This window comes from Mycobacterium sp. NGS57, assembly GCF_059812405.1.
The window spans coordinates 246685-270235 of record NZ_JCALCP010000009.1 but is presented as its reverse complement, the minus strand read 5'-3'; the positions used below and the strand labels follow the sequence as shown (position 1 = coordinate 270235).

The following is a 23551-nucleotide window of genomic DNA, read 5'->3' as shown; positions in this document are numbered from 1 at the left end:
GTTCTTGCCATGCCACGCTCGCACGACGACAACTGGGATCTGGCGTCCAGCGTGGGCGCGACCGCGACGATGGTCGCGGCCGGGCGCGCGATGGCGACCAGGGATCCCCGCGGTTTGATCAACGATCCGTTCGCCGAACCGCTGGTGCGCGCCGTCGGGGTGGACTTCTTCACCAAGGTGATGGACGGCGAACTCGACATCGACGCGATCGAGGGCGCCTCTGCGGTACGCGTTCAGGCCATGATCGATGGAATGACCGTGCGCACCAAGTACTTTGACGACTATTTCATCGACGCCACCGGCGCCGGGGTGCGCCAGGCGGTGATCCTGGCGTCCGGCCTGGACGCCCGCGCCTACCGGTTGCCGTGGCCGGACGGCACGGTGGTCTACGAGATCGACCAGCCGCAGGTCATCGAGTTCAAGACGGCCACGCTGGCCGGCCTGGGCGCAGAACCCGCCGCCGAACGCCGGACCGTCGCAATAGATCTGCGCGCGGACTGGCCGGCCGCCCTGAAGGCGGCGGGCCTGGACCCGACGGCACCGACCGCGTGGCTGGCAGAAGGCCTGCTGATCTACCTGCCACCGGAGGCCCAGGACCGGCTGTTCGACAACATCACCGGGCTCAGCGCGCCCGGCAGCACCGTCGCCACCGAATTCGTGCCCGGCATCGTCGATTTCGACGCCGATCTGATGCGGGAGAGATCCGGTTCCTTTCGGGACCACGGCGTCGACATCGACATGGCGTCGCTGGTCTATGCCGGCGAACGCAACCACGTCGTCGACTACCTGCGGTCGGCGGGCTGGGACGCCGAGGGCGTAACGCGAACGGAACTGTTCCGGAGCAACGACATCGAGGTGCCGCCAGTCGAACACGACGACCCGCTCGGCGAGATCATCTTCATCAGCGGCCGGCTCGCCGGCTGACACCCCTCAGAGGCGCGAGTTCCCCAGCCACAGCGCGCTGGCACTGCCGAAGGCCTGCTCGACATTGTGTGAAATGTCGTCGAGGATCCCCACGACCGAGCGGCCGACCAACGCGGCCAGCGCATCCGGCAGCGACGCGGCGGCCGGTCGTGACGACGCGCGGGGTCGCACCAGGTCCAGCAGCGACGAACCCGGATAGCTGACGAGGCGGACCTCGGTGTCCTCGTCCAGGCCGGCCAGGACCTTCGCCCGGCGCACCGCGGCCCGCAGCCCGCCGAGCTCGTCGACCAGGCCACGCTCGACGGCGTCGGCGCCGGTCCAAACCCGGCCGCGGGCAACGACATCCACGGCCTCGGTGCTCAGGTTGCGGCCCTCGGCGACCCGCTCCACGAAATCGGTGTAGAGCAGGTCCACCTCGGCCTCCCGATGCGCCCGCTGCTCGGGCGTGAACGGGGTGTCGACCGACCAGGCATCGGCGTTCGCGTTGGTGCGCACGGTATCCGACGCGACCCCGAGGCGACCCTTGAGGTCACGCACCACGAGCTTGCCGCTGATCACCCCGATCGATCCGGTGATCGTGCCGGGGTTGGCCACGATCGCGTCGGCGCCCGCCGCGACGTAGTAGCCGCCGGACGCGGCGACCGAACCCATCGAGGCCACCACCGGCTTGCCGCGCTTGCGGGCCCGTCTCACCTCCCGCCAGATGGTCTCCGACGCGGTGACCGCGCCCCCGGGGCTGTCCACCCGCAGCACGATCGCGGACACCGAATCGTCGGCGGCGGCCTCCCGCAGCGCCGCCGCGATGGTGTCGCCCCCGGCGGTGGGCCGGCCCAGCGGCAGGAACTGGGGGCCGCCGCGCCCGTCGACGATCGCGCCGTCGACGGTGATCACGGCGAACGTGGGCTTGGGCCGGCGGCCCGGCACCGACGGCACCGGCGGGGTCAGCCGCGACCGGGCCGCGCCCGCGTAGCGGGCCAGGTACAGCCGGGGCGGGTGGCCCTCCTCGTCGGAAGCATCGGCCGAATCGATATCAGCCCCAACGAGTTCCGCCATGCGCGCATAGGCCTCGTCGCGGAATCCGATGCGGTCGACCAAGCCCGAGGCCACCGCGTCGTCGCGCAACAGCGGGCCGCGATCGGCCAGCGCGTCGAGCGCATCCGCGTCGACCTTGCGTGACTCCCCGACCGCCTGCCACACCTGTTCCTGCAGGCTCTCCAGCATCCGCGTGACCGCCTCGCGGTGGGCCTCGGTGAAGCGCGCTTGAGTGAAAATGTTTGCCGCCGACTTGTATTCGCCCTTTGCGATGACCTGGGCCTCGATGCCCGCCTTGTCCAGCGCGTCACGCAGGAACATGGCGTTGCTCGCGAACCCGATCAGCCCGACGCTTCCCGACGGCTGCATCCAGACCTCACCGAACGCCGACGCCAGGTAGTACGACAGCGTGCCCGGGTAGGTCTCGGCCCACGCCAGTGTGGGTTTGACGGCGCTGAACGCGGCGATCGCCTCGCGCAGCTCCTGAACGGCCGCCGGGGGCGACGCCGCGAGCTGCACACGGGCGATCAGCCCGGCGACCCGGGGGTCCTTGGCGGCGCGGTGGATCGCGGCGACGGCGTCTCGCAGCGCCATCGCCCGGCCCCCGGTGATGAGCGCGAGCGGATCGAAGCCCGTCGTCTCCGGGGGCGCCGAGCGCAGGTCGAACTCGAGCACGCAGCCGTTGGGCACGCCGTGGTGGCGTGCCGTGTCGACCCGGTCGGCCAGGGCGCGGACCTCGTCGATCCCGGGAAGCGAAGGCAGGAAGGCGAACATACTCGCCCAGGGTACCGATCGGCGGCCGTACCGTGGTCGGGTGAGGCTTTCCATCGCCATCCCCCAGTTCGACTACGACCGCTTCGATGCGGCCGGCCTACGGTCCTTTCTTTCCCGCGCCGAGGAGTTGGGGTTCGAAGGGGGCTGGGTGCTCGAGCAGATCATCGGGCCCGCGCCGCTGCTGGCTCCGCTGGAGCTGCTGGCGTACTGCGCCGCCTGCACCGAGCGACTGCGCCTGGGCGTCGGTGTCCTGGTGACGTCGTTGCACGACCCGCTGCAGCTGGCCTCGGCCGCGACCGCGGTCGACCGGCTCAGCCATGGCCGCTTGGACCTCGGCGTGGGAACCGGGGGCGGGTTCCGCCGATTCGACGCATTCGGGGTCGAAAAGTCCACGTACATCTCGTATTTCACCGAGGGGCTCGAGCTGATGAAGGCCGCCTGGTCGGACGAGCCCCGGGTGACGTTTCAGGGCCGCTTCCGCAACGTCGACGACCTGCCGGTGGCGCCCAAGCCGGTGCAGCGTCCGCATCCGCCGATCTGGTTCGGTGGCCTGGCGCCCAGGGCGCTGGCCCGGGCGGTGCGCCACGGCGACGCGTTTCTGGGTGCGGGCTCGTCGACTACCGAGGCGTTCGCCGGGGCGGTCAAGGTGGTGCGCCGTGAACTCGGCGAACAACGGAAAGACGCCGCGCGCTTCACCATTGGCAAGCGGGTCTATCTGACGGTCGACGACGACGCGGCCCGCGCCCGCCGGCGGGTGCTGGCCGGGCTGCGCCGCATCTACGGCGAAATGCGGGGCATCGACGCGGTTCCGGTGTCGGGCACGCCCGACGACGTGGCCCGCGGGCTGCGCGAGGTGGCCGACGCGGGCGCCGAGATGCTCCTGCTGAACCCCGTCGGCACGGATGTCGCCGAGAACCGCGAGCAGATGGAACACCTTGCCGCGGAGGTGATTCCGCGGCTCGCTTAGCTTGCGCGAGCTGGGGGCGCCCCCGCGAAGCCGGGGGAACGCAAAAGCACCCGACACGCCGTGCGCGCGGGTGCTTTTGCGTCTGCTCGCGGGGCTAAAGTTCGGTGGCCGAGCCGCCCGCTGCGGTGATCTTCTCGCGCGCGCTGCCGCTGAACTTGTGCGCGGTGACGTCGACCTTGACGGACAGCTCGCCGTCGCCGAGCACCTTGACCAAGCAGTTCTTGCGCACCGCGCCCTTGGCGACCAGCTCCGCGACCCCGAGGGAACCGCCCTGCGGGAACAGCTTGTTGATGTCGCCGACGTTGACGATCTCGTACTCGGTACGGAATCGGTTCTTGAATCCCTTGAGCTTGGGTAGCCGCATGTGAATCGGCATCTGGCCGCCCTCGAAGGTGGCCGGGACGTTCTTGCGGGCCTTGGTGCCCTTGGTACCCCGCCCCGCGGACTTGCCCTTGGAGCCCTCGCCGCGACCGACACGGGTACGCGGCGTCTTGGACCCGGGCGCGGGCTTCAGGTCGTGCAGCTTGATGGTCATTTGGCCTCCTCGACCTCGACGAGGTGGCGCACCACCGCGATCAGGCCGCGGGTCTGTGCGTCGTCCTCACGGACCACCGAGTGGCGAATCCGGCGCAACCCCAGGGTGCGCAGGCTCTCGCGCTGCTTCCAGCGCGTCCCGATGGTGCTGCGCACCTGGGTGATCTTGAGCTGACTCATGGCTATGCCGTCCCCTCCCGGACCGCCGCACCCGCGGGCAGACCGGCCACCGCGTCGCTTTCCCGGCGCGCCTTCAGCATCCCGGCCGGGGCGACATCCTCGATCGGCAGACCGCGGCGAGCGGCCACCTCCTCCGGACGCTGCAGCAGCTTGAGCGCGGCCACGGTGGCGTGCACCACGTTGATCGCGTTGTCGCTGCCCAGCGACTTGGCCAGGATGTCATGCACCCCAGCGCATTCCAGCACGGCGCGGGCCGCACCGCCGGCGATCACGCCGGTACCCGGGCTGGCGGGACGCAGCAGCACCACGCCGGCGGCCGCCTCGCCCTGCACGGGGTGCGTGATGGTGCCGCCGATCAGCGGAACCCGGAAGAATCCCTTGCGGGCCTCCTCGACGCCCTTGGCGATCGCGGCCGGCACCTCCTTGGCCTTGCCGTAGCCGACGCCGACCATGCCGTTGCCGTCACCGACGATGACCAACGCGGTGAAGCTGAACCGCCGGCCACCCTTGACCACCTTGGAGACCCGGTTGATGGCGACGACGCGCTCGAGGTAGTTGCTCTTGTCGCCGTCGCGGTCGCGGTCACGGCCGCCGCGGCCGCCTCCGTCGCGCCGGCCACGGCCATCCCCGCGCGAGTCGCGGCCGTCGCGGCTGTCCGGGGCGCCCGGCCCGCCAGTCGACTGTTCCGCCATTATGCGGTCCTTCCAGTTGTCGTCAGGCTGATGTTGTTCATCAGAATCGCAATCCGTTCTCGCGGGCGGCGTCGGCCAGCGCCGCGATCCGCCCGCCGTAGGTGTATCCGCCACGGTCGAAGACCACGGTGTCGATGCCGGCGGCCTTGGCGCGCTCGGCGATCAGCTGACCCACCCGCACGCTGTGGGCTTTCTTGTCGCCGTCCAGGCCGCGCACATCGGACTCGATCGAGGAGGCGGCGGCCAGCGTGGTGCCGTTTTCGTCGTTGACCAATTGCACGTGGATGTGGCGCGCCGAGCGGTGCACGACCAGCCGCGGGACCTGCGGGGTACCCACGATCTTCTTGCGCAGCCGCGCGTGCCTGCGCAGCCGGGAGACCCGCCGGGTGGCGGATACGCTCTGCCCCACCGGCTTTCGCGCGGCGGTGTCAGCCTGTTTTTGCGCCATGACTACTTACCTGTCTTTCCGACCTTGCGGCGGATCTGCTCACCCTCGTAGCGCACGCCCTTGCCCTTGTACGGGTCGGGACGGCGCAGGCGGCGGATGTTCGCCGAGATCTGGCCGACCTTTTGCTTGTCGATCCCGGTGACCGTGAACTTCGTGGGCGACTGCACCGCGAACGTGATGCCCTCGGGGGCCTCGATCACCACGGGATGGCTGTAGCCCAGCGCGAACTCGAGATTGGAGCCCTTGAGCTGCACCCGGTAGCCGACCCCGAAGATCTCCATCTTGGTGGTGTATCCCTCGGTCACGCCCGTGACCAGGTTGGACACCAGGGTGCGCGACAGCCCGTGCAACGAGCGGTTGCGCCGCTCGTCGTTGGGACGGGTGACCACGATCGCCCCGTCGTCGTTGCGGGCCACCGCGATCGGCTCGGCCACCGTCAGGTTCAGGCTGCCCTTGGGCCCCTTCACCGAGACGTTCTGGCCCTCGATCGTGACGTCGACCCCGCTGGGGATCGCAATGGGTTGCTTACCGATACGCGACATAGCTTTTCTCTATCCTCCCCGGCCTTACCACACGTACGCGAGGACTTCGCCGCCCACGCCCTGTCTGGCTGCCTGACGGTCGGTGAGCAGACCCGACGACGTCGAGATGATCGCCACGCCCAGCCCGCCGAGCACGCGCGGCAGGCTGGTGGACTTCGCGTAGACCCGCAACCCCGGCTTGGACACGCGGCGCAGGCCGGCGATGCTGCGCTCCCGGCTCGGCCCGTACTTCAGCTGCACGACCAGCGACTTGCCCACCCGGGCGTCTTCGGTGCGGAAGTCGGTGATGTAGCCCTCGTTCTTGAGGATCTGGGCGATGTTGGCCTTGATCTTCGAGTGCGGCAACGTCACCTCGTCGTGGTACGCCGAGTTGGCGTTGCGCAGCCGCGTCAAGAAGTCCGCGATCGGGTCAGTCATCGTCATGGTTTAGTCCCCGTGTCCCGTCACCAGCTGCTCTTCTGCACGCCAGGCAGCTCGCCCGCGTGCGCCATCTCGCGCAGGCAAATCCTGCACAGCCCAAACTTGCGGAACACCGCGCGCGGGCGGCCGCACTTGCTGCAGCGGGTGTAGCCGCGCACCGCGAACTTCGGCTTGCGTGCGGCCTTGTTGACCAGTGCCTTCTTTGCCATGCTCAGTTCTCCTTGAACGGAAAGCCGAGGGCCCGCAACAGCGCTCGTCCTTCGTCGTCGGTCGTCGCCGAGGTGACGACGTTGATGTCCATGCCGCGGACCCGGTCGATCTTGTCCACGTCGATCTCGTGGAACACCGACTGCTCGGCCAGACCGAAGGTGTAGTTGCCGACCCCGTCGAACTGCTTGGGCGACAACCCGCGAAAGTCACGGATACGCGGCAGCGCGATCGAGGTGAGGCGGTCGAGGAACTCCCACATCCGGTCCCCGCGCAACGTCACCCGCGCGCCGATCGGCATGCCCTCGCGCAACTTGAACTGCGCGATTGACTTGCGCGCCTTACGGATCTCGGGCTTCTGGCCGGTGATCAGCGCCAGGTCGTTGACCGCACCGTTGATGAGCTTGGCGTCGCGGGCGGCATCGCCGACCCCCATGTTGACGACGACCTTGGTCACCGTCGGGATCTGCATGACGTTGCCGTAGCCGAACTGCTTGTGCAACGAATCCCGAATCTCGTTGCGGTAGCGCTCCTTCAGGCGCGGCTGGGTCTTCTCGGTGGTCGTCATGCCTGAATGTCCTTGCCGTTGCGCTTGGAGATACGGACTCTCTTGCCGGTCTCCTCGTCCTGCCGGTAACCGATCCGGGTGGGCTTGCCGTCGGAGTCGACCACCATCACGTTGGAGACGTGGATCGGCGCTTCCTGGGTGACGATGCCGCCCGAGCGGGCCCCGCGCTGGTTGGTCGAAACCGCGGTGTGCTTCTTGATCCGGTTGACGCCCTCGACGAGCACCCGGTTGCGGTCCGGGTACGCCTGCAGGACCTTGCCCTTGGCGCCTTTGTCCTTACCCGCGATGACGAGGACGGTGTCGCCCTTGTGGACCTTCATCTACAGCACCTCCGGGGCCAGCGAGATGATCTTCATGAATCGCTTCTCGCGCAGTTCGCGGCCGACGGGCCCGAAGATGCGCGTTCCGCGCGGGTCGTTGTCCGGCTTGATGATCACCGCGGCGTTCTCGTCGAACTTGATGTAGCTGCCGTCGGGGCGGCGGCGCTCCTTGACCGTGCGCACCACGACGGCCTTGACGACGTCGCCGCGCTTGACGTTGCCGCCGGGGATGGCGTCCTTCACGGTGGCGACGATGACGTCACCGATGCCGGCATAGCGTCGCGACGAACCGCCGAGCACCCGGATGCACAAGATCTCCTTGGCGCCGGTGTTGTCGGCGACCTTCAGCCGCGATTCCTGCTGAATCACTCGGATCTCCTGACCTGGTTCACGTGTGCACGGCAGGAGCTAGCCTCTGGCGTGCGCGGTCTTACAAAGCGGTTTGTCACCGAAAGGCACGCGGGGCCGATACACACCGGCCGAGGTCTGCCCAAGGCAACCCCTAGAGTCTAGGGGACGACCTGCTCAGAGCCAAATTCACCGATTCTCCGGATATCGGCGAGGTGGTGGACACCTTCGTGCATCGCCTGGCGTACGAGCCATCGCGCGGTGCGTCGCTCACCCGGCAAGCGGGTCGCGGTGCGGTCCCAGTCCCGTTCTCCCGTACGCGCGACCTCGTCGCAGAATCCGGCCACCGCGGCCGCCAGCTCACCGAGCGTGGCATCGATGTCGCACTCGTTGTAGCGGAAGCGGCGGGCCCGCAGGCCGTTGAGCATCGGCTCCAGGGCGGGCTCTAGCTCGGTGCGGACGCGGTGCAACCGGATGGTGAAGCTGACGTAGACGTCGCGAAGGTGGCAGAGGTACTCGGCCACCGACCATACGGCGGGACTGGACCGCAGCCGTCGCCGCTCGGGCGCGATCGCGCCGACCGCCTCCCGCACCGCCCCCGGCAGGGCGGCAATGACCCCGACCGCGTCGTCGATCCAAGTCTCCGCATAAGCGACCGAACAGCTGTCGCAGACGTGATCCTCGGCGGCGAGCGGCGGCAGCAACGGGGGCATGCGTGAATCCTCCCCCGGAACGGCTGCGGGGCACTCGCCAAGGATCTTTCGAGGGTCCCGCCGCATCCTGCACTGTCGGCCACCACGGGCCGATCTCGGCGCGTGGTGGGTGCGCATGGGTGCTCGAGGCGGCATAACTCGCGTGTTAGGCGTTTTCCGTCTATCGGTTCGCCAACCGCTCGGCAACCCAAAAGCTCGGTCCAGCCCCGAACGCCGAGCAGGAGCCGGCCGAGAAGCGCACGAAAGCAACGCGTCGGCACTGTGGGCATGTGCAGACGGTGCCGGGCGGCCAAGGGACATTCTCGTGCGGGCGGTGTCACGCGCAGCTGAACCGCCGCGCGGTGCCCGGCTGACTAAACGAGTTGATTATCCGTCGGTACTAGGGGCCGCCGTTGCCGCCCTTGCCGCCGGTGCCGGTGGCGCCGACACCGATGCCGTTGCCGCTGCCACCGCCCCCACCGCCACCACCATCCGCACCCGCGATTCCGCCCTGGGCGCCGGCTGCGGCCCCGCCATTCTGGGTGAACGAGCCGCCGGCGGTGCCGGCGTTACCGGCGGTGCCGCCACTGCCGCCGCCGCCGACGACGCCGCCGTTCCCGCCGGCACCCGCGATGCCGCCGGCAATACCACCGCCGCCACCGCCACCACCACCCCCGGAAGCGAATACTCCAGTGGCAGTGCCCACGGCGCTGCCGCCGACGCCGCCCAGGCCGCCGCCGGTGCCGACCCCGGCGACGCCAGATTTGGCAGTGACGGTGGTGCTACCGACGATCGCGGCGGTGCCGCCGCCCCCGCCGCCGCCCGGCCCCCCGATGGCACCGGCGGCGCCGCCGCCGGCCCCGCCGCCGCCGCCGTGCAGGTCGTCGAAGCCTCCCGTGCCGCTGCCGTTGCCGTTGGCGAAGACCCCTACCGTGCCGCCGCTACCACCGGTGCCGCCGGTGCCGCCGTGGCCGCCGCCGGTGCTGTCGCCGCCCAGGCCGCCGCCACCTCCGCCACCGCTCCCGGCGGCGGCTGAGGTGGTGGCGGTGATGTTGGCGTCGCCGCCGTTGCCGCCGGTGCCGCCGTTGCCGCCGTTGGTGCCGGCGCCTCCGGTGCCGCCGCTGCCGCCGGAGCCGGCGTGGCCGCTGATGGCGCCGCTGCCGGTGAAGGTGACGTCACCGCCCTTGCCTCCGCTACCGCCGGCGCCCCCGTCGCCGTCGGCACCGGCATGACCGCCGAAGTATCCCGACAACCCCTCGGCCTGGCCGCCGGGTCCGCCGTTGCCGCCGCCGCCGCCGTTGCCGCCCTTGGTGCCGGAGCCGCCGGTGGTGACGGAGCCGCCGGCCCCGCCGGCGCCACCCACGCCGCCGACGCCGCCGTCGCCGCCGTTGCCGAAGATCATCCCGCCATTGCCGCCGGGCCCGCCGTTGCCGGCGAGGCCGCCGACGCCGCCCGTGGTACCGGCGGCCGCGTTGCCCGCGCTGCCGGTGGCGCCGACGCCGCCGGCCCCGCCCCGGCCGCCGTTGCCGAAGAACCAGGCGTTACCGCCCCTGCCGCCGGGCTGCCCGGGCGCCCCGGACCCGCCGTCGCCGCCGTCGCCCCACAACAGGCCGCCGGGCCCGCCGTTTTGGCCGGTTCCCGGCGCACCGTTGGCGCCCTTGCCGATCAACGGGGTCCCCAACAACATGTTGGTGGGCGCGTTGATCACGGCCCGCACTTCTTCCCAGACGGTGTCCAGCGGCGAGGCGTTGGCGGCCTCGGCCAGCGAATAGGCGCCCGCCGCGCCGCTCAGGGCCTGCACGAACTTGGCCTGAAACGCGGCCGCCTCGGCGCCGAGCGCCTGAAAGGCCTGCCCGTGGCTGGAAAACAGACCCGCTATCGCGGCCGACACCTCGTCGGCGGCCGCGGCCAGCACCTGCGTCGTCGAGGTCGCCGCCGCCGCGTGGGCTGCGCCGAGGCTCGACTCGATACCGGCCAAATCCGAAGCCACCGTCGCGATCAGCTCCGGTGCCGCGCTCACAAACGACATGTTTGCCACCTACTAGCTCGTCGGGCCCTGAGGCAAGTCAGCAGACATTGCGCGATCAGCCTCCCCCACCCCGACGGGAGGCGTTAGCGTAGTCCACTACTTAATCGGGCCGCGAAGGGCGGCAAGGACTTCCGTCTGCCCACCCGGCCTAGCCGGACGCCGGATCCGCCACGCAGCGAAATCCGATGTGGGTCGTCGCGGTGTCCTGTGACTGCGGTGAGCGCGCGGCCGGGCGGTAGCGGTGGCAGTACTCCGGGGCGCACAGATGCGAACCGCCCTTCAGCGTCTGGCTGACGCTCGGATCGGCCGGGCCCGTCGGCGCGCAACACGCCTTGGGTGGCTGATCGAGCCGGTGGTGGGCGGAGAACTCGGTGGCGGTCCACTCCCAGACGTTCCCGATCATGTCGAGCAGGCCGAACCCGTTGGCCGGAAAGGCCCCCACCGGCGACGTGCCCACCCAGCCCAGCGCCCCGTCGTTGCGGTACGGGAACCTCCCCTGCCACGTGTTGGCCATCAGCCGGCCGTCGGGGGTGGGCTCGTCGCCCCAGGAGTAGGTGGCATCGGTCCCGCCGCGCGCCGCGTACTCCCATTCGGCCTCGCTCGGCAGCCGCCGGCCGGCCCAGCGCGCGTATGCCGCGGTGTCGGGGTAGGCCACCTGCAGCACCGGGTGATCGTCGCGGCCCGCGATATCGCTGCCGGACCCGAACGGATTGCGCCAGCTGGCGCCCGGTACCCAGTCCCACCACTGCCGCCAGTCACGCAGGTCGACCGGGCCGCTGGTGGGCCGGAAGACCATGGCGCCCGGGCACAGGTCCTTGGGATCCGCACCCGGATACAGCGCCGGGTCTATCGGTTGCTCCGCGACGGTCACATAGCCTGTGGCGGAGACGAATTCGGCGAACTGCGCATTGGTCACCGGGTGGCGCTCCACCGCAAAGGCCGCCACGGTCACGGTGTGGATCGGCGCCTCTTCGGGATAGAAGCTCGTCGAGCCCATGCGGAACGACCCGCCCGGCAGGTCGACCAACTCGGTGAGCACTCCTTCAGGGTAGTGACGCGACGCGTGCTACTCCGATTGCCGGTACCACGTGACCATGTACAGGACCATCGCGCCGACCAGCGCCAGCAGCACCCAGATGACAAGGGCCTGATCGATCCACGCACCCGGCGGCGGCGATCCGGGCAGGAAATTGCGTATGGGGATCACCGCGAACAGCATGGCGGCGAACCAGGTCACGAAGGGCGGCACGAACTTCCTTTTGCCCAAGGCGATTTGGATGGCCACGGTGAAAGCCAAGGCGGGCAGCGCAAAGAGGACCAGGCAGATTCCCGCGTCGAAGATCAGCGCGCCCTTGGCCCGGTGCAACGTGATGATCACGCTGTCGCCGCGCTCCGAGTCCTGGCTGGCCTCGCCGACGCGCCGCAGGCCGACCTCCCAGCCGTCCAACTGCCCCGCTACTTCCACGCGGGCCGGTATGATTGGCGGGCATCGCCCTGACCCACGAGCACTTCCGCCGAGAGGGTGTCGGTGCTGTAGGAGTCGAACGGCCAGTTGTTCGGGTTGCCATGAGCCTCGATCGTGGTGGCGACCTGCGCAGGTGACTTTCCTGCCGGATAGACCAAGTCGCCCAGGTCATTCGGGGGGTCCATGCGCACGGCGGTATCGGTGGTCAACACGTCGAGCCGCTTGTCGAACATTTTGTCCTGGGGAATGACGAGCACCTTTACCGTCAGGCGGTTGGCGACGGTATCCAGCTTCTCCAGGCGCACCAGCACCACGGTGTCGTCGTTGGCATTCAGGTCCGGTGCCTTGATGGGTCCCGCCGCATTGAACAGCAGATGGACGCCGAAGAGCGACAGACCGTAGACGACCAAGAAGGCCACCAGGATGCCGAGACCGATCAGCTTGCCCCGCCCCCCGCGTCTGACGTGCGCTTCGGGGGGCGCCGCGGGCGGTGGCTCCGGCGGCGTGACGGGGGGCGGTGGTGCGGGCGGGGCCTGATGGGTCATCGGTCAACCCTCCGTCGGGGTGCGCGGAGCGCGGCGCGCGAGCACACGAGGATTAGATCGTAGCGAACCGAAGCCGTCGGCGCGCGGTCAGCGAAATCCCCGTCCTAAAGAGGCAATTTCCCCCAGCTTGTCACCCGTCCGCTCGCCCCTCAGCGAAACAATGCTCAGGGCCTCCCAGGCTGCCTTCGTTCCCGTTGTCGCCACCAGCCGACGAGGAACAGCGCCATGGCAACGACCAGTCCGATCAGCACCCAGAGCACGACGGCCTGGTCGATCCACGAACCGTACGGCGGGCTGCCCGGCAGGATGCTGCGCAGGGGGACGATGGCGAACAGCATCGCGCCGTACCACGTCGTCATCGGCGGCAAGAACGAGGTCCTGCCCAGCGCCACGGGAATGGCCACCCACAACGCCAACACAGGCAGGGCGATGAGCACCAGGCAGATACCGAGGTCGAAGATCAGCGGGCCCCTGGCCCGGTGCAACGTGATGGTCACGTTGTCCAGGGCATCGGGGTTGGTGTCCTCGGGATCGTGGACGCGGGTGACGGTGGCGTCCCAGCCGTCCAACTTTCCGGTGGCTTCGACGCGGGCGGGCGACTTCTCACGGCTTGGCCCGGACCCGGTGAACACGTCGGCCGCGATCACCTGCGTTTTGTACGTGTCGAAGGGCCAGTTACCGGGGTCGCCCTGCGCCTGGATGGTGGTGCTGACCTGCGCGGGTGCCTTGCCCACCGGGTACTGCAAGTCACCTAGGTCGTTTTCCGGGTAGAGGCGCACGGCCGCGTCGGTGGTCAGCACGCCGAAGTTCTTGTCGTACAGCGAATCCTTCGGGTACACAAGCACATTCACCGTAAGGCGGTTGGCGACGGTGTCCAGCTTCTCCAGGCGCACCTGCACCACGCTGTCCTCGGCCTCGACCTTGCTCAAATCCACGGAGGGCAGCGGGGGCGCCGACTTGGCCAACAGGTGCACCGCGATCAGGGACAGCACGTAGATGACGATGACGGCCACGACGATGCCGAACGCGATCGCAACCCGCGGTTCCCGCGGTGGCGCCGGCGGCGGTGGTGCTTCGGTGGTCATCGGGACATCACGGGGCCAGATGTTACCGCCCGGCGGCGCTGAAACCGGGAAATTTCAGGGGATGACGACCGCAAATTGCTGCATCGCTGTGGATTTCGTCGCGTCGAAGCCCGGCGCACCCGCGGGTCCCTCCACATGGACGGCGACCAGGAACGCCTTGGTGTTGGTCCAGATGTGGGTGATGCGGTCGGCGAAATCGACCGACCCCGCCCCCGAACCGGTGCCGCTGAGCACTTGGCTGCTGTACCCGCAGAACTGCGCGGGCTCAACGGTCACCTTGGCGCCGGGATTGCCGGCGCGCAGGTCGGCGGCGTAGCGCAGAAAGGCACCGCCGGATCGAGGTCCGTCGGCGTGATGGTGACCCGCCCCGACATACCCGCGGGTCCCGTGGAGGTCAGCGCGACGTCGCCGGTGCCCGGGGCCGAATTCCAGCCGTCCGGCAGCGGGATCGTGAGCGCGGGAGCCACCGGATCCGGGACCGAGGCCTTGACCATGCTGCCGCTCGCGGGGGGCGGGGGAAGGCACACCACGGCGGCCGGTGGAATGTGGTCGGGCAGGGTGACTTCCACGCCGGGCACGGGCGCGGCCGGGTCGGACGACGTCGGTGCGACGCGGCTCGTCGACGCGGACGGTCCACCGGTACGGACGGCCGAGCCGCCGGTGGTCTTGTCGCAACCCACGACCACGGCCGCCCCCAGGCAAAGCACGCCGGCCAGCAGTTCAATCGCGCGAAAACGCAAGCGCAAGCTCCCTTTCCACGTCCTCGTACGGCCGACCCGAGAAGTCGACGGTGACCTGGGCGATGCTGCCGCCGGTGAACGCGAACGGCGCCTTGAAGCGGCTGGACACACCGGAACCCCCGTTGCGCCCGACGGTGATGCCCGCCCCCGCCAGGCCGAACGTTCCGGGATGGGTGATCACGCCCGCCAGCGTGCCGACCACCTCGTCGTCGACGAACAGCGTGAGGTCTCCCAGCGGTGTGTGACTGTTCTCCACCGTTCCCGTCCGCGTGTAGCGCACGCCGAACACGTGGCGGCCCAACGGAACCGGGCCGGACGAGGAAACCAGCTGCTGGCGCTCGCCGAGGAAGTTGTACACGTAGCACAGCCGCCCGTCCTGGATGAACAGGACATGGCCCCCGTGGCCGCCGCCCTGCTTGAACAGCACGCCCTCGGCCCCGGCGGTGTCGACCGTCACGTCGGCCAGCACGACAAACGAGCGGCCGCGGATCTCGGCGGCCGCGCCGATGCCGACGTCCGCGCAGTCGGGGTAATAGCTATAGCTGGTCCGCTCCCCCGCCAGGGAGGGCCGGAAACGGGTCAGGGTTTCCATCAGGTTCAGGTCGGCGATCGGCAGGCCGTTGTACTTGGCGGCTTCGGAAAACCACAGGGCCTTGAGCTCTTCCAGCTTTTCGGGCTGTTCGGCGGCCAGGTCGTGGCACTGGCTGCGGTCGGCCTCGATGTGGTAAAGCTCCCAGCGGTCGGCGTCGAAGTGCGACCAACCGGCCGGGGTGGCCGCGTGCACGGTGTTGGCGAACCAGCCGTCGTGCCAGACGCCGCGGGTACCCAGCATGGTGTAGAACTGCGTCCGCTTGCCGGTGTCGGCGCCCGGGTCATCAAGGGCCGCTTTGAAACTCACCCCGTCCAGCGGCTTCTGCGCGATGCCCTTGACGGTCTCCGGCGGCGCCAGGCCCAGCAGGTCGTAGATGGTCGGGGTGATATCGCAGACGTTGACGTAGTTGTCGCGGACCTCGCCGTGCGCCGCAATTCCGTTGGGCCAGGACACGATTGCCGTGTCGGCGATGCCGCCTTCGTGGGAGGCGTAGCGCTTGTAAAGCTTGTAGGGCGTGTTGAACGCCATCGCCCACCCGATCGGGTAGTGGTTGTAGGTTTCGGGGGCGCCCAGGTGGTCGAAGAGCTTCATGCTCTCTTCGACGGTGTCGATGTAGCCGTTGAAGAACTTGCCCTCGTTCACCGACCCATTGGGGCCGCCCTCGCCGCTGGCGCCGTTGTCGGAGATCACCACGATGATGGTGTCGTCGAGTTGACCGGATTCCTCGAGATAGTCCAGGAGGCGCCCGATTTGGGCGTCGGTGTAGCTGAGGAAGCCGGCGAACACCTCGGCCATGCGGCAGAACAGCTTCTTCTCTTCGTCGTTGAGCGAGTCCCAGGGCCGCACCGTGTCCTGCAGCGGCCACGGCTCCCCCTGCGGCCCCTTGACGTCCAAATACGGGTTGACCGGCGACAGTTCGGTGTCCGGCGGCACGATTCCCATCGACTTCTGCTTGTCCAGCACGATCTCGCGGTACCGCTCGTAGCCCATGTCGAACCGGCCCGCATACTTGTCGGCCCACTCCTTGAAGACGTGGTGGGGCGCGTGCCCGGCGCCGGGGCACACATAGCTGAACCACGGCTTGTCCGGCGCGATCACCTTGGCGTCGCGGATGAATTCGATGGTCTTGTCGGCGATGTCCTTGGACAGGTGATAGCCGTCCTCCGGTGTGCCCGGCGGGTTGACCGGGTGGTTGTCGTACACCAGATCGGGGTACCACTGGTCGGTTTCGCCGCCCATGAACCCGTAGAACCGCTCGAAGCCGCGCGAGGTGGGCCAGTGCCGTTTGGTCGCCGCCAGATTGGACTCTTCGAGCGGCGTCAGGTGCCACTTGCCGACGCAGTACGTGTTGTAACCCCGTTCGGCGAGCGCCTCGGAGATCAGCGCCGTGTCGGCCGGAATCCGTCCGTTGCAGTTCGGGAAGCCGTCGGTGAATTCCTCGATGGTGGCCATGCCGACCGTGGTCGCGTTGCGCCCGGTCAGCAGCGACGCCCTGGTCGGCGAGCACAGCGCGGTCGTGTGAAACTGCGACAACCGAACGCCACGCTCGGCGATCCGCGTCATGGCGGGCATCTCGACGAGGCCGCCGAAGCAGTCCCAGGTCGCGATGCCGGTGTCGTCCCAGACCAGATAGAGGATGTTCGGCGAGTTCTCCGGCGCCGCCGGCGCCGCGTAGGGCCCCCAATCCGGCTCCGAATCGCGAATATCCAGCTCGATCTTGCCCTGAAATTCAGTCGACATGCGCCGAGCGTAACGCCACGGCGAATATTCCGACCTTTTTTCGCCGTGGCGTTACGGTCGGCAAAGCAAAACGCGAGGGGCTACTTGGCCTTCTCTAAAATCTCCACGAGCCGCCAGCGCTTGGTCGCCGACAACGGACGCGTCTCCATCAGCGAGACGCGGTCGCCGATACCGGCGGTGCTGTTCTCGTCGTGGGCCTTGACCTTCTTGGTGGTCCGGATGATCTTGCCGTACAACGGGTGCCGCATGCGGTCTTCGAGCTCGACCACGATGGTCTTCTGCATCTTGTCGCTCACCACGTAGCCGATGCGCACCTTGCGCCGGCCACGCGACTTGGGATTGCTCGGAGTGTGCTTGGGGCCCTTCTCTTTCGGCGCGGCAGCCTTCGGAGCGGCCTTCTTGGGAGCGGCCTTGGCGGTCTTCTTAGCTTCTGCCATCACGAATCCTTATTTTCCGTCCGAGCCGTCGGGTCCGCTGGCCAGGCCCAGTTCGCGTTCCCGCAGCACGGTGTAAACGCGCGCGATCTCCTGGCGCACGGTGCGGAGCCGGCGGTTGTTGCTGAGCTGTCCGGTCGCCATCTGGAAGCGCAGGTTGAACAGCTCCTCCTTGGATTCGCGCAGACGCTCGGTGAGCTCCTCATCGGTGAGCTCGCGCAGTTCGCCAGGCGAAATTCCCACTGCCATCAGAACTGATCCTCTCGGGTCACGATGCGTGCCTTGATCGGCAGCTTGTGGATCGCGCGGGTGAGTGCCGCGCGGGCCACCGCCTCATTCGGGTAACTCAGCTCGAACAGCACCCGGCCCGGCTTCACGTTGACGACCCACCATTCCGGGGAGCCCTTACCCGAACCCATCCGGGTTTCGGCGGGCTTCTTGGTCAGCGGGCGGTCGGGGAAGACGTTGATCCACACCTTGCCGCCACGCTTGATGTGCCGGTTGATCGCGATACGAGCCGACTCGATCTGCCGGTTGGTGACGTAGGCGTGCTCGAGCGCCTGGATGCCGTAGTCACCGAAGTGCACCGCCGTGCCGCCGCTGGCGATGCCGCGCTGGCGGGGGTGGTGCTGCTTGCGGTGCTTGACTTTGCGGGGAATCAACATGATTCAGCTCTCCGTGCTCTGCGGTTCGGGGGCGGGTGCCCCTTCGGCGACGGGCGCGGCGGACGCGGGGGCTGCAGTGCCCTCTTCGGCGCCGGCGGCCCGGCCGGCCTCCGTGCTGGTCGCCGTGGTGCCCGACGCGCCACTGCGGCGCGGACGCGTGCCCGACGGCCGCTCGCGGCGCGGGCGGTCGGCGCCCGCCGGAGCGGCGGCGGCCAATTCGCGCTTGCCGCCGACGATGTCGCCCTTGTAGATCCACACCTTCACGCCGATCCGGCCGAAGGTGGTCTTGGCCTCGTACAGGCCGTAGTCGATGTCGGCGCGCAGGGTGTGCAACGGCACCCGGCCCTCGCGGTAGAACTCCGAGCGGCTCATCTCCGCACCGCCGAGACGGCCGGAGCACTGCACCCGGATGCCCTTGACGTTGGGCTGGCGCATCGCCGACTGGATGGCCTTGCGCATCGCACGGCGGAACGCCACGCGGTTGCTCAGCTGCTCGGCGACGCCCTGGGCCACCAATTGCGCTTGCGACTCCGGGTTTTTCACCTCGAGGATGTTGAGCTGGACCTGCTTGCCGGTCAGCTTCTCCAGGTCCGCCCGGATCCGGTCGGCCTCGGTGCCGCGACGCCCGATGACGATGCCGGGGCGCGCGGTGTGGATGTCAACGCGAACCCTGTCCCGGGTCCTTTCTATCTCCACGTCGGCGATGCCGGCGCGCTCCAGGCCGGTGGACAGCAGCCGGCGGATCGCCACGTCTTCCTTGACGTACTCGGCGTACTGCTTGTCGGCGTACCAGCGCGACTTCCAGTCCGTGGTGATGCCCAGCCGGAAGCCGTGCGGATTGATCTTCTGGCCCACTAGTCTGAGCCTCCCTTCGCCTCAGAAGTCTCAGTCTTGGCCTCAGATTGGGCCGTCTTGGCCTCGGCCTTCTTGGCGGGCGCTTTCTTGGCCGCCTTGGCACCGGGTTCAGCCTTGTTGGCCGGCGCCTTCTTGGCGGGCGCTTTCTTCGCCGGCGCCGTCGCGGCCGCCTTGCTGGCCTCGGCGCGGCGCGCCCTCGTCGACTTCGCCGACCGCTGGTCCTTGGCCGGGCGGCTTTCCACCACGACCGTGATGTGGCTGGTGCGCTTGCGGATCCGGAAGGCGCGGCCCTGGGCGCGCGGACGGATGCGCTTGGCGGTCGGGCCCTCGTCGGCATAGACCGTGGCAACCACCAGGGTCGCCGGGTCCAGGCCGTTGTTGTTCTGCGCGTTGGCCGCCGCGCTGGCGATCACCTTGGCCACCGGCTCGCTGGCGGCCTGCGGCGCCCAGCGCAGGATGTCCAGCGCGTCGGCCACCGAGCGACCGCGCACCAGGTCGATCACCCGGCGCGCCTTGCGCGGCGACACCCGCACGAACCGCGCCTGGGCCGTCGCCGACGGAAACTCAGTTGTGGTCATCGCCGCTTGGCCTTCCGATCATCCTTGATGTGCCCCTTGAAGGTGCGCGTCGGGGCGAACTCGCCTAACTTGTGACCGACCATCGACTCGGTGACGAACACCGGGACGTGCTTGCGCCCGTCGTGCACCGCAAAGGTGTGGCCGATGAAGTCAGGGATGATCGTCGAACGACGCGACCAGGTCTTGATGACCTGCTTGGTGTTCTTCTCGTTCTGGACGTCCACCTTCTTGAGCAGGTGGTCGTCGACGAACGGGCCCTTCTTCAGGCTGCGTGGCATGTTTCGCTACTCCTCAAGTTCCTAGCGCGAGTGCTTCTTGCCGGTGCGCCGGCGCCGGACGATGAGCTTGTTGCTGGCCTTGTTCGGGTGGCGGGTGCGGCCTTCCGGCTTGCCCCACGGGCTGACCGGGTGGCGACCGCCGGAGGTCTTGCCCTCACCACCGCCGTGCGGGTGATCCACCGGGTTCATGACCACACCGCGGACCGACGGGCGCTTGCCCTTCCACCGCATGCGGCCGGCCTTGCCCCAGTTGATGTTTGCCTGCTCGGCGTTGCCCACCTCGCCGACGGTGGCGCGGCAGCGCACGTCGACGCGGCGAATCTCACCGCTGGGCATCCGCAGCGACGCATAGCTGCCCTCCTTGCCGAGCAGCTGGATGCTCGACCCGGCCGACCGCGCGAGCTTGGCGCCGCCCCCGGGCCGCAGCTCCACCGCGTGGACCAGGGTACCGGCCGGGATGTTGCGCAACGGCAGGTTGTTGCCCGGCTTGATGTCGGCGTTGGGACCCGACTCCACCACGTCGCCCTGCGAGAGGCCCTGCGGCGCAATGATGTAGCGCTTCTCCCCGTCCAGGTAGTGCAGCAGCGCGATCCGCGCGGTGCGGTTGGGGTCGTACTCGATGTGCGCGACCTTGGCGTCGACGCCGTCCTTGTCGTTGCGGCGGAAGTCGATCACCCGGTAGGCGCGCTTGTGCCCACCGCCCTTGTGGCGAGTGGTGATCCGGCCGTGCGCATTGCGGCCGCCGTGACCGTGCAGCGGGCGCACCAACGACTTCTCCGGCGTCGACCGGGTGATCTCGGCGAAGTCGGACACGCTCGCGCCGCGGCGGCCCGGGGTGGTCGGCTTGTACTTACGAATTGCCATGTCTCATCAAGTCTTTCTGTCGCGCTCAGCTCGGTGCGCCGAAGAGGTCGATCGGCTTGCTGCCCGGCGCCAAGGTGACGATGGCCCGTTTGGTGCTCTTGCGCTTGCCGTATCCCGTCCGGGTCCGCTTGCGCTTGCCCTGCCGGTTCGCGGTGTTCACCGACGCGACCTTGACGGAGAAGATCTTCTCGATGGCGATCTTGATCTGCGTCTTGTTCGAATCGGGGTGCACCACGAACGTGTAGACGTTGTCATCGAGGAGCCCGTAGGACTTCTCGGAGATGACCGGCGCCAGGATGATGTCGCGGGGGTCAGCGATGGTCGCCATCAGGCCGAAACCTCCTCGGCTGTCTGGTTGTTGGCGGCGATGTAGGCGTTGAGCGCCTCGACGCTGAACACCACGTCATCCGAGCGCAGCACGTCATAGGTGTTGAGCTGGTCGGGTGACAGGACATGCACACCGGGCAGGTTGCGCACGCTTTTCACGCCGGTCTCGTCGGAGCGGCCGATGACCACCAGCAGCTGCTTGCGGTCGGTCAGCGTGCCCAGAAAAGCCTTGGCGCTCTTGGTCGAAGGAGTCTGGCCCGCGACCAACTCGGTGACGGCGTGGATGCGTCCGTTGCGGGCGCGGTCGGACAGCGCCCCGCGCAACGCCGCGGCGATCATCTTCTTGGGCGTGCGCTGGCTGTAGTCGCGCGGCTTGGGTCCGTGCACGACGCCACCGCCGGCGAACTGCGGCGCCCGCGTCGAACCCTGCCGGGCGCGACCCGTGCCCTTCTGCCGGTAGGGCTTGCGGCCACCGCCGCTGACCTCGCCGCGCGTCTTGGTCGAGTGCGTGCCCTGGCGGGCGGCCGCGCGCTGCGCGGTGACCACCTGGTGCATCAGCGCGACATTGGCCTCGACGTCGAACAACTCGGCCGGCAGCTCGACGGATCCGTCGACCTTGCCGTCGGGCGTCTTGACATCGATCTTCAGCGCGTTTTTGGCTGCCATCACTTCTCACCTCGTTTGACCGCACTGCGGACCATCACGAGCCCACCGGTGCGGCCGGGGACCGCGCCCTTGATCAGCAGCACGCCGTTCTCGGCATCCACCTTGTGTACCAACAGGTTCTGGACGGTCACCCGGTCGTTACCCATCCGGCCGGCCATCCGGGTGCCCTTGAAGACGCGCGCCGGGGTGGCGCAGCCGCCGATCGAACCCGGCCGGCGGTGCACCGCCTGCGCGCCGTGGCTGGCGCCCTGACCGCGGAAGCCGTGCCGCTTCATGGTTCCCGCGAACCCCTTGCCCTTGGAGGTGCCGGTCACGTCGACGTAGCTGCCGTCGGCGAAGATCTCGGCCGTCAACTCCTGGCCGACCTCGTACTCGCCGGCGGCGTCGGAGGTGTCCAGGCGCAACTCCGCCAGGTACCGGCGCGGGTTGACGCCCGCCGCCGCGTACTGACCGGTCACCGGCTTGTTGACCTTGCGCGGGCTGATCTCGCCGTACGCCAACTGCACCGCGCTGTAGCCGTCGCGCTCGGGTGTCCGGATCCGGGTCACCACGTTCGGCCCGGCCTTGACCACCGTCACCGGAACAACCCGGTTGTTCTCGTCGAACACCTGCGTCATGCCAAGCTTGGTGCCCAGAATGCCCTTTCTCGCCATTGCTCGCAGATCTCCTACTGGATGTTCACGTCGACGCTGGCCGGGAGGTCGATGCGCATGAGCGCGTCAACCGTCTTCGGCGTGGGATCGAGGATGTCGATCAACCGCTTGTGGGTGCGCATCTCGAAGTGCTCCCGCGAGTCCTTGTACTTATGCGGAGAGCGGATGACGCAATACACGTTCTTTTCGGTCGGCAGCGGCACCGGACCTACGACGCTGGCACCCGTGCGGACGACGGTCTCGACGATCTTGCGCGCCGATGCGTCGATGGCCTCATGGTCGTAGGCCTTAAGCCTGATGCGGATCTTCTGTCCCGCCACGCTTCTCCTACCCTCACTCCTCGAAAAAGGCCCGTGTCCGAGCCTGGGGCCGCCCAGCGCGCCAGTCGGCCGGCCCACCGGGGGCCGATCGAGCGTCGCGCCGGATACTGCGCCGCTGTTTACCTGTCGTGGTCCACCGGTCCCCGCGGTCGGGTGTGTCACCCTTACGCAGCCTCGCTCGCGGCCGAATTAGTCGCGTTCCGAGGATGGGACCGGACGCGCCCGTTGTGGGCGCTGGTCGTATGCCCGGCCAGGCGCAGAACCTGGCGAAAGGCAACCCGAACAGTATGCCTCAGATCATTGCCCGGTCAAAATTCGGTGCCGGCCGAGACGGCCTCACGCACCTGCCGATTCGATAGTCGCCGCGCTGGCCCGGTGCTGCGCACGCTGAACGTGCAGGAAGCCGTCGACGGCCGCGCGCGCACATTCGCGGTAATCGAAGTCGGGCAGGGTCGACAGGCGGCCCAGCACCAGCGGGCCGATCAGCAGCGCGATCGCGCGCGACCGGTCGACCTCACCCAGCTCGGCGGCGGCCTCCGGGCTGTCGAATATCGCGTCGAACGGCGCCGCGTACTGCTGGGCGATGCGTTCGCGCAGCGTGGTGATCGAGGCGGAATCGGCCGCCGGCCGGGATTCCGGCAACTCTTCCAGGTCGCGCCCCAGGGCCAGCCACGACATCGCCGTCAGGGCCACGGGCGCATGCGCCACGACGTCGGCCTGGGCCAGCACCAACGCGACCAGCCGGTCCCGCAGGGAGCCATCGGGCGGCGGCATCGGCGGCGGCGGTATCAGGCTGTTGAATGCCGCCGCCAGCAGATCGTTTCCGCTCGGGAAGTGGCGATACAGGGTCGCCCTGGCCACGTTGGCGCTGCGGGTGACCGCGTCGACGGTCACCGCGCTGGGGCCCCCGGAGCGCAGCAGCGCGGAGGCGGCCTCGAGCAAACGGGCCCGGGACCGCGCGGGCCGGGGATCGGTACTCCCGCCGGTGATGGTGTGCCCCCTCCCCTGCTGAGAAACGAGACTATTCGTCTCGAAACGTGGTGCGGCGTGATCAGCGTACTGATCCG

32 protein-coding genes and 1 pseudogene are annotated in these 23551 nt (G+C 68.8%); 2 read left to right on the top strand and 31 right to left on the bottom strand.

Annotation, left to right across the window (positions count from 1 at the left end):
- Positions 1 to 9: 9 nt before the first annotated feature.
- Positions 10 to 924, top strand: coding sequence for a class I SAM-dependent methyltransferase (locus AC5Y43_RS18970; RefSeq protein ID WP_499974921.1), 915 nt, complete (start codon positions 10 to 12; stop codon positions 922 to 924).
- Positions 925 to 930: 6 nt separating this feature from the next.
- Here the strand turns inward: AC5Y43_RS18970 and sppA are convergent, their stop codons facing one another.
- A complete protein-coding gene (sppA, locus tag AC5Y43_RS18965) occupies positions 931 to 2730 on the bottom strand; it encodes a signal peptide peptidase SppA (protein WP_499974919.1) in 1800 nt (599 codons plus the stop codon).
- Between the two features lie 40 nt (positions 2731 to 2770).
- Between sppA and AC5Y43_RS18960 the strand changes: the two genes are divergently transcribed.
- A complete protein-coding gene (locus AC5Y43_RS18960; RefSeq protein WP_499974918.1) occupies positions 2771 to 3697 on the top strand; it encodes an LLM class flavin-dependent oxidoreductase in 927 nt (308 codons plus the stop codon).
- A 94-nt stretch (positions 3698 to 3791) separates the two neighbouring features.
- Here the strand turns inward: AC5Y43_RS18960 and rplO are convergent, their stop codons facing one another.
- The 30 genes and pseudogenes from rplO to AC5Y43_RS18810 form a co-directional block, all read right to left on the bottom strand.
- Positions 3792 to 4232 (bottom strand): 50S ribosomal protein L15, encoded by a 441-nt coding sequence (gene rplO, locus AC5Y43_RS18955; RefSeq protein ID WP_499974917.1) that lies wholly within the window; start codon positions 4230 to 4232, stop codon positions 3792 to 3794.
- Positions 4229 to 4411: a 50S ribosomal protein L30 gene (gene rpmD / locus AC5Y43_RS18950; protein WP_499974915.1), complete on the bottom strand. Its 183-nt coding sequence runs from the start codon at positions 4409 to 4411 to the stop codon at positions 4229 to 4231. Before rpmD ends, rplO begins: the two co-directional genes overlap by 4 nt.
- A 2-nt stretch (positions 4412 to 4413) precedes the next feature.
- Positions 4414 to 5103, bottom strand: coding sequence for a 30S ribosomal protein S5 (gene rpsE / locus AC5Y43_RS18945; protein WP_499974914.1), 690 nt, complete (start codon positions 5101 to 5103; stop codon positions 4414 to 4416).
- 40 nt (positions 5104 to 5143) lie between these two features.
- Entirely contained in the window at positions 5144 to 5512 is a 369-nt protein-coding gene (gene rplR, locus AC5Y43_RS18940; protein ID WP_499975000.1) for a 50S ribosomal protein L18, read from the bottom strand.
- 41 nt (positions 5513 to 5553) lie between these two features.
- The gene (gene rplF / locus AC5Y43_RS18935) at positions 5554 to 6093 is read right to left on the bottom strand and encodes a 50S ribosomal protein L6 (protein ID WP_499974912.1); all 540 of its coding nucleotides are present in this window, start codon (positions 6091 to 6093) and stop codon (positions 5554 to 5556) included.
- 24 nt (positions 6094 to 6117) lie between these two features.
- Positions 6118 to 6516 (bottom strand): 30S ribosomal protein S8, encoded by a 399-nt coding sequence (gene rpsH / locus AC5Y43_RS18930; protein ID WP_499974911.1) that lies wholly within the window; start codon positions 6514 to 6516, stop codon positions 6118 to 6120.
- A gap of 20 nt (positions 6517 to 6536) precedes the next feature.
- On the bottom strand, positions 6537 to 6722 hold the full coding sequence (locus tag AC5Y43_RS18925) for a type Z 30S ribosomal protein S14 (protein ID WP_011739072.1): 186 nt from the start codon (positions 6720 to 6722) through the stop codon (positions 6537 to 6539).
- A 2-nt stretch (positions 6723 to 6724) separates the two neighbouring features.
- Positions 6725 to 7288, bottom strand: a complete 564-nt coding sequence (gene rplE, locus AC5Y43_RS18920; RefSeq protein WP_499974910.1) for a 50S ribosomal protein L5 — start codon at positions 7286 to 7288, stop codon at positions 6725 to 6727.
- The gene (gene rplX, locus AC5Y43_RS18915) at positions 7285 to 7608 is read right to left on the bottom strand and encodes a 50S ribosomal protein L24 (RefSeq protein WP_499974908.1); all 324 of its coding nucleotides are present in this window, start codon (positions 7606 to 7608) and stop codon (positions 7285 to 7287) included. Before rplX ends, rplE begins: the two co-directional genes overlap by 4 nt.
- Complete coding sequence (rplN, locus tag AC5Y43_RS18910) at positions 7609 to 7977, bottom strand: 50S ribosomal protein L14 (protein WP_003403649.1); 369 nt, start codon at positions 7975 to 7977, stop codon at positions 7609 to 7611.
- A gap of 140 nt (positions 7978 to 8117) precedes the next feature.
- Entirely contained in the window at positions 8118 to 8669 is a 552-nt protein-coding gene (locus AC5Y43_RS18905) for a DinB family protein (RefSeq protein ID WP_499974907.1), read from the bottom strand.
- A 379-nt stretch (positions 8670 to 9048) separates the two neighbouring features.
- Positions 9049 to 10677: a PE family protein gene (locus AC5Y43_RS18900; protein WP_499974905.1), complete on the bottom strand. Its 1629-nt coding sequence runs from the start codon at positions 10675 to 10677 to the stop codon at positions 9049 to 9051.
- Between the two features lie 148 nt (positions 10678 to 10825).
- Positions 10826 to 11716 (bottom strand): formylglycine-generating enzyme family protein, encoded by an 891-nt coding sequence (locus AC5Y43_RS18895; RefSeq protein ID WP_499974904.1) that lies wholly within the window; start codon positions 11714 to 11716, stop codon positions 10826 to 10828.
- A 27-nt stretch (positions 11717 to 11743) separates the two neighbouring features.
- Positions 11744 to 12687: pseudogene (locus tag AC5Y43_RS18890) on the bottom strand (DUF4436 domain-containing protein).
- A 164-nt stretch (positions 12688 to 12851) separates the two neighbouring features.
- Positions 12852 to 13772, bottom strand: a complete 921-nt coding sequence (locus tag AC5Y43_RS18885; protein WP_499974902.1) for a DUF4436 domain-containing protein — start codon at positions 13770 to 13772, stop codon at positions 12852 to 12854.
- A 54-nt stretch (positions 13773 to 13826) separates the two neighbouring features.
- A complete protein-coding gene (locus tag AC5Y43_RS18880) occupies positions 13827 to 14048 on the bottom strand; it encodes a hypothetical protein (RefSeq protein WP_499974900.1) in 222 nt (73 codons plus the stop codon).
- Positions 14045 to 14512 carry a hypothetical protein gene (locus AC5Y43_RS18875; protein WP_499974899.1) on the bottom strand — a complete coding sequence of 156 codons (468 nt, stop codon included), beginning with the start codon at positions 14510 to 14512 and terminating at the stop codon, positions 14045 to 14047. The genes AC5Y43_RS18880 and AC5Y43_RS18875 overlap by 4 nt, the downstream gene beginning before the upstream one ends.
- A complete protein-coding gene (locus AC5Y43_RS18870) occupies positions 14493 to 16844 on the bottom strand; it encodes an arylsulfatase (RefSeq protein ID WP_499974897.1) in 2352 nt (783 codons plus the stop codon). The genes AC5Y43_RS18875 and AC5Y43_RS18870 overlap by 20 nt, the downstream gene beginning before the upstream one ends.
- Positions 16845 to 16924: 80 nt before the next feature.
- Entirely contained in the window at positions 16925 to 17284 is a 360-nt protein-coding gene (gene rpsQ, locus AC5Y43_RS18865) for a 30S ribosomal protein S17 (RefSeq protein ID WP_499974895.1), read from the bottom strand.
- A 6-nt stretch (positions 17285 to 17290) separates the two neighbouring features.
- The gene (gene rpmC, locus AC5Y43_RS18860; RefSeq protein ID WP_499974893.1) at positions 17291 to 17527 is read right to left on the bottom strand and encodes a 50S ribosomal protein L29; all 237 of its coding nucleotides are present in this window, start codon (positions 17525 to 17527) and stop codon (positions 17291 to 17293) included.
- Entirely contained in the window at positions 17527 to 17943 is a 417-nt protein-coding gene (gene rplP, locus AC5Y43_RS18855) for a 50S ribosomal protein L16 (RefSeq protein WP_067324153.1), read from the bottom strand. Before rplP ends, rpmC begins: the two co-directional genes overlap by 1 nt.
- Positions 17944 to 17946: 3 nt before the next feature.
- Positions 17947 to 18798, bottom strand: coding sequence for a 30S ribosomal protein S3 (gene rpsC / locus AC5Y43_RS18850; RefSeq protein ID WP_499974892.1), 852 nt, complete (start codon positions 18796 to 18798; stop codon positions 17947 to 17949).
- Entirely contained in the window at positions 18798 to 19376 is a 579-nt protein-coding gene (gene rplV / locus AC5Y43_RS18845; protein ID WP_499974891.1) for a 50S ribosomal protein L22, read from the bottom strand. Before rplV ends, rpsC begins: the two co-directional genes overlap by 1 nt.
- Entirely contained in the window at positions 19373 to 19654 is a 282-nt protein-coding gene (gene rpsS / locus AC5Y43_RS18840; protein ID WP_006245110.1) for a 30S ribosomal protein S19, read from the bottom strand. Before rpsS ends, rplV begins: the two co-directional genes overlap by 4 nt.
- 21 nt (positions 19655 to 19675) lie before the next feature.
- Positions 19676 to 20518: a 50S ribosomal protein L2 gene (gene rplB / locus AC5Y43_RS18835; protein ID WP_499974889.1), complete on the bottom strand. Its 843-nt coding sequence runs from the start codon at positions 20516 to 20518 to the stop codon at positions 19676 to 19678.
- A gap of 25 nt (positions 20519 to 20543) precedes the next feature.
- A complete protein-coding gene (rplW, locus tag AC5Y43_RS18830) occupies positions 20544 to 20846 on the bottom strand; it encodes a 50S ribosomal protein L23 (protein ID WP_066934863.1) in 303 nt (100 codons plus the stop codon).
- A complete protein-coding gene (rplD, locus tag AC5Y43_RS18825; RefSeq protein ID WP_499974888.1) occupies positions 20846 to 21511 on the bottom strand; it encodes a 50S ribosomal protein L4 in 666 nt (221 codons plus the stop codon). The genes rplW and rplD overlap by 1 nt, the downstream gene beginning before the upstream one ends.
- Complete coding sequence (gene rplC / locus AC5Y43_RS18820; RefSeq protein WP_499974886.1) at positions 21511 to 22164, bottom strand: 50S ribosomal protein L3; 654 nt, start codon at positions 22162 to 22164, stop codon at positions 21511 to 21513. The genes rplD and rplC overlap by 1 nt, the downstream gene beginning before the upstream one ends.
- A gap of 14 nt (positions 22165 to 22178) precedes the next feature.
- A complete protein-coding gene (gene rpsJ / locus AC5Y43_RS18815; RefSeq protein WP_003873519.1) occupies positions 22179 to 22484 on the bottom strand; it encodes a 30S ribosomal protein S10 in 306 nt (101 codons plus the stop codon).
- Between the two features lie 336 nt (positions 22485 to 22820).
- Positions 22821 to 23426 carry a TetR/AcrR family transcriptional regulator gene (locus tag AC5Y43_RS18810; protein WP_499974885.1) on the bottom strand — a complete coding sequence of 202 codons (606 nt, stop codon included), beginning with the start codon at positions 23424 to 23426 and terminating at the stop codon, positions 22821 to 22823.
- Between the last annotated feature and the right edge of the window lie 125 nt (positions 23427 to 23551).

Coding starts and splice junctions, on each gene's coding strand:
- rpmC (WP_499974893.1), bottom strand. CDS start 17,527: ATGGCAGTGGGAATTTCGCCTGGCGAACTGCGCGAGCTCACCGATGAG.
- rplF (WP_499974912.1), bottom strand. CDS start 6,093: ATGTCGCGTATCGGTAAGCAACCCATTGCGATCCCCAGCGGGGTCGAC.
- rplW (WP_066934863.1), bottom strand. CDS start 20,846: ATGGCGACCATCGCTGACCCCCGCGACATCATCCTGGCGCCGGTCATC.
- rplX (WP_499974908.1), bottom strand. CDS start 7,608: ATGAAGGTCCACAAGGGCGACACCGTCCTCGTCATCGCGGGTAAGGAC.
- AC5Y43_RS18870 (WP_499974897.1), bottom strand. CDS start 16,844: ATGTCGACTGAATTTCAGGGCAAGATCGAGCTGGATATTCGCGATTCG.
- AC5Y43_RS18905 (WP_499974907.1), bottom strand. CDS start 8,669: ATGCCCCCGTTGCTGCCGCCGCTCGCCGCCGAGGATCACGTCTGCGAC.
- rpsH (WP_499974911.1), bottom strand. CDS start 6,516: ATGACGATGACTGACCCGATCGCGGACTTCTTGACGCGGCTGCGCAAC.
- AC5Y43_RS18925 (WP_011739072.1), bottom strand. CDS start 6,722: ATGGCAAAGAAGGCACTGGTCAACAAGGCCGCACGCAAGCCGAAGTTC.
- AC5Y43_RS18970 (WP_499974921.1), top strand. CDS start 10: ATGCCACGCTCGCACGACGACAACTGGGATCTGGCGTCCAGCGTGGGC.
- AC5Y43_RS18900 (WP_499974905.1), bottom strand. CDS start 10,677: ATGTCGTTTGTGAGCGCGGCACCGGAGCTGATCGCGACGGTGGCTTCG.
- rplO (WP_499974917.1), bottom strand. CDS start 4,232: ATGACCATCAAGCTGCACGACCTGAAGCCCGCGCCCGGGTCCAAGACG.
- rplV (WP_499974891.1), bottom strand. CDS start 19,376: ATGACCACAACTGAGTTTCCGTCGGCGACGGCCCAGGCGCGGTTCGTG.
- rplE (WP_499974910.1), bottom strand. CDS start 7,288: ATGACGACCACCGAGAAGACCCAGCCGCGCCTGAAGGAGCGCTACCGC.
- rpmD (WP_499974915.1), bottom strand. CDS start 4,411: ATGAGTCAGCTCAAGATCACCCAGGTGCGCAGCACCATCGGGACGCGC.
- AC5Y43_RS18885 (WP_499974902.1), bottom strand. CDS start 13,772: ATGACCACCGAAGCACCACCGCCGCCGGCGCCACCGCGGGAACCGCGG.
- rplB (WP_499974889.1), bottom strand. CDS start 20,518: ATGGCAATTCGTAAGTACAAGCCGACCACCCCGGGCCGCCGCGGCGCG.
- rpsS (WP_006245110.1), bottom strand. CDS start 19,654: ATGCCACGCAGCCTGAAGAAGGGCCCGTTCGTCGACGACCACCTGCTC.
- sppA (WP_499974919.1), bottom strand. CDS start 2,730: ATGTTCGCCTTCCTGCCTTCGCTTCCCGGGATCGACGAGGTCCGCGCC.
- rplD (WP_499974888.1), bottom strand. CDS start 21,511: ATGGCAGCCAAAAACGCGCTGAAGATCGATGTCAAGACGCCCGACGGC.
- rpsE (WP_499974914.1), bottom strand. CDS start 5,103: ATGGCGGAACAGTCGACTGGCGGGCCGGGCGCCCCGGACAGCCGCGAC.
- rplC (WP_499974886.1), bottom strand. CDS start 22,164: ATGGCGAGAAAGGGCATTCTGGGCACCAAGCTTGGCATGACGCAGGTG.
- rplP (WP_067324153.1), bottom strand. CDS start 17,943: ATGTTGATTCCCCGCAAAGTCAAGCACCGCAAGCAGCACCACCCCCGC.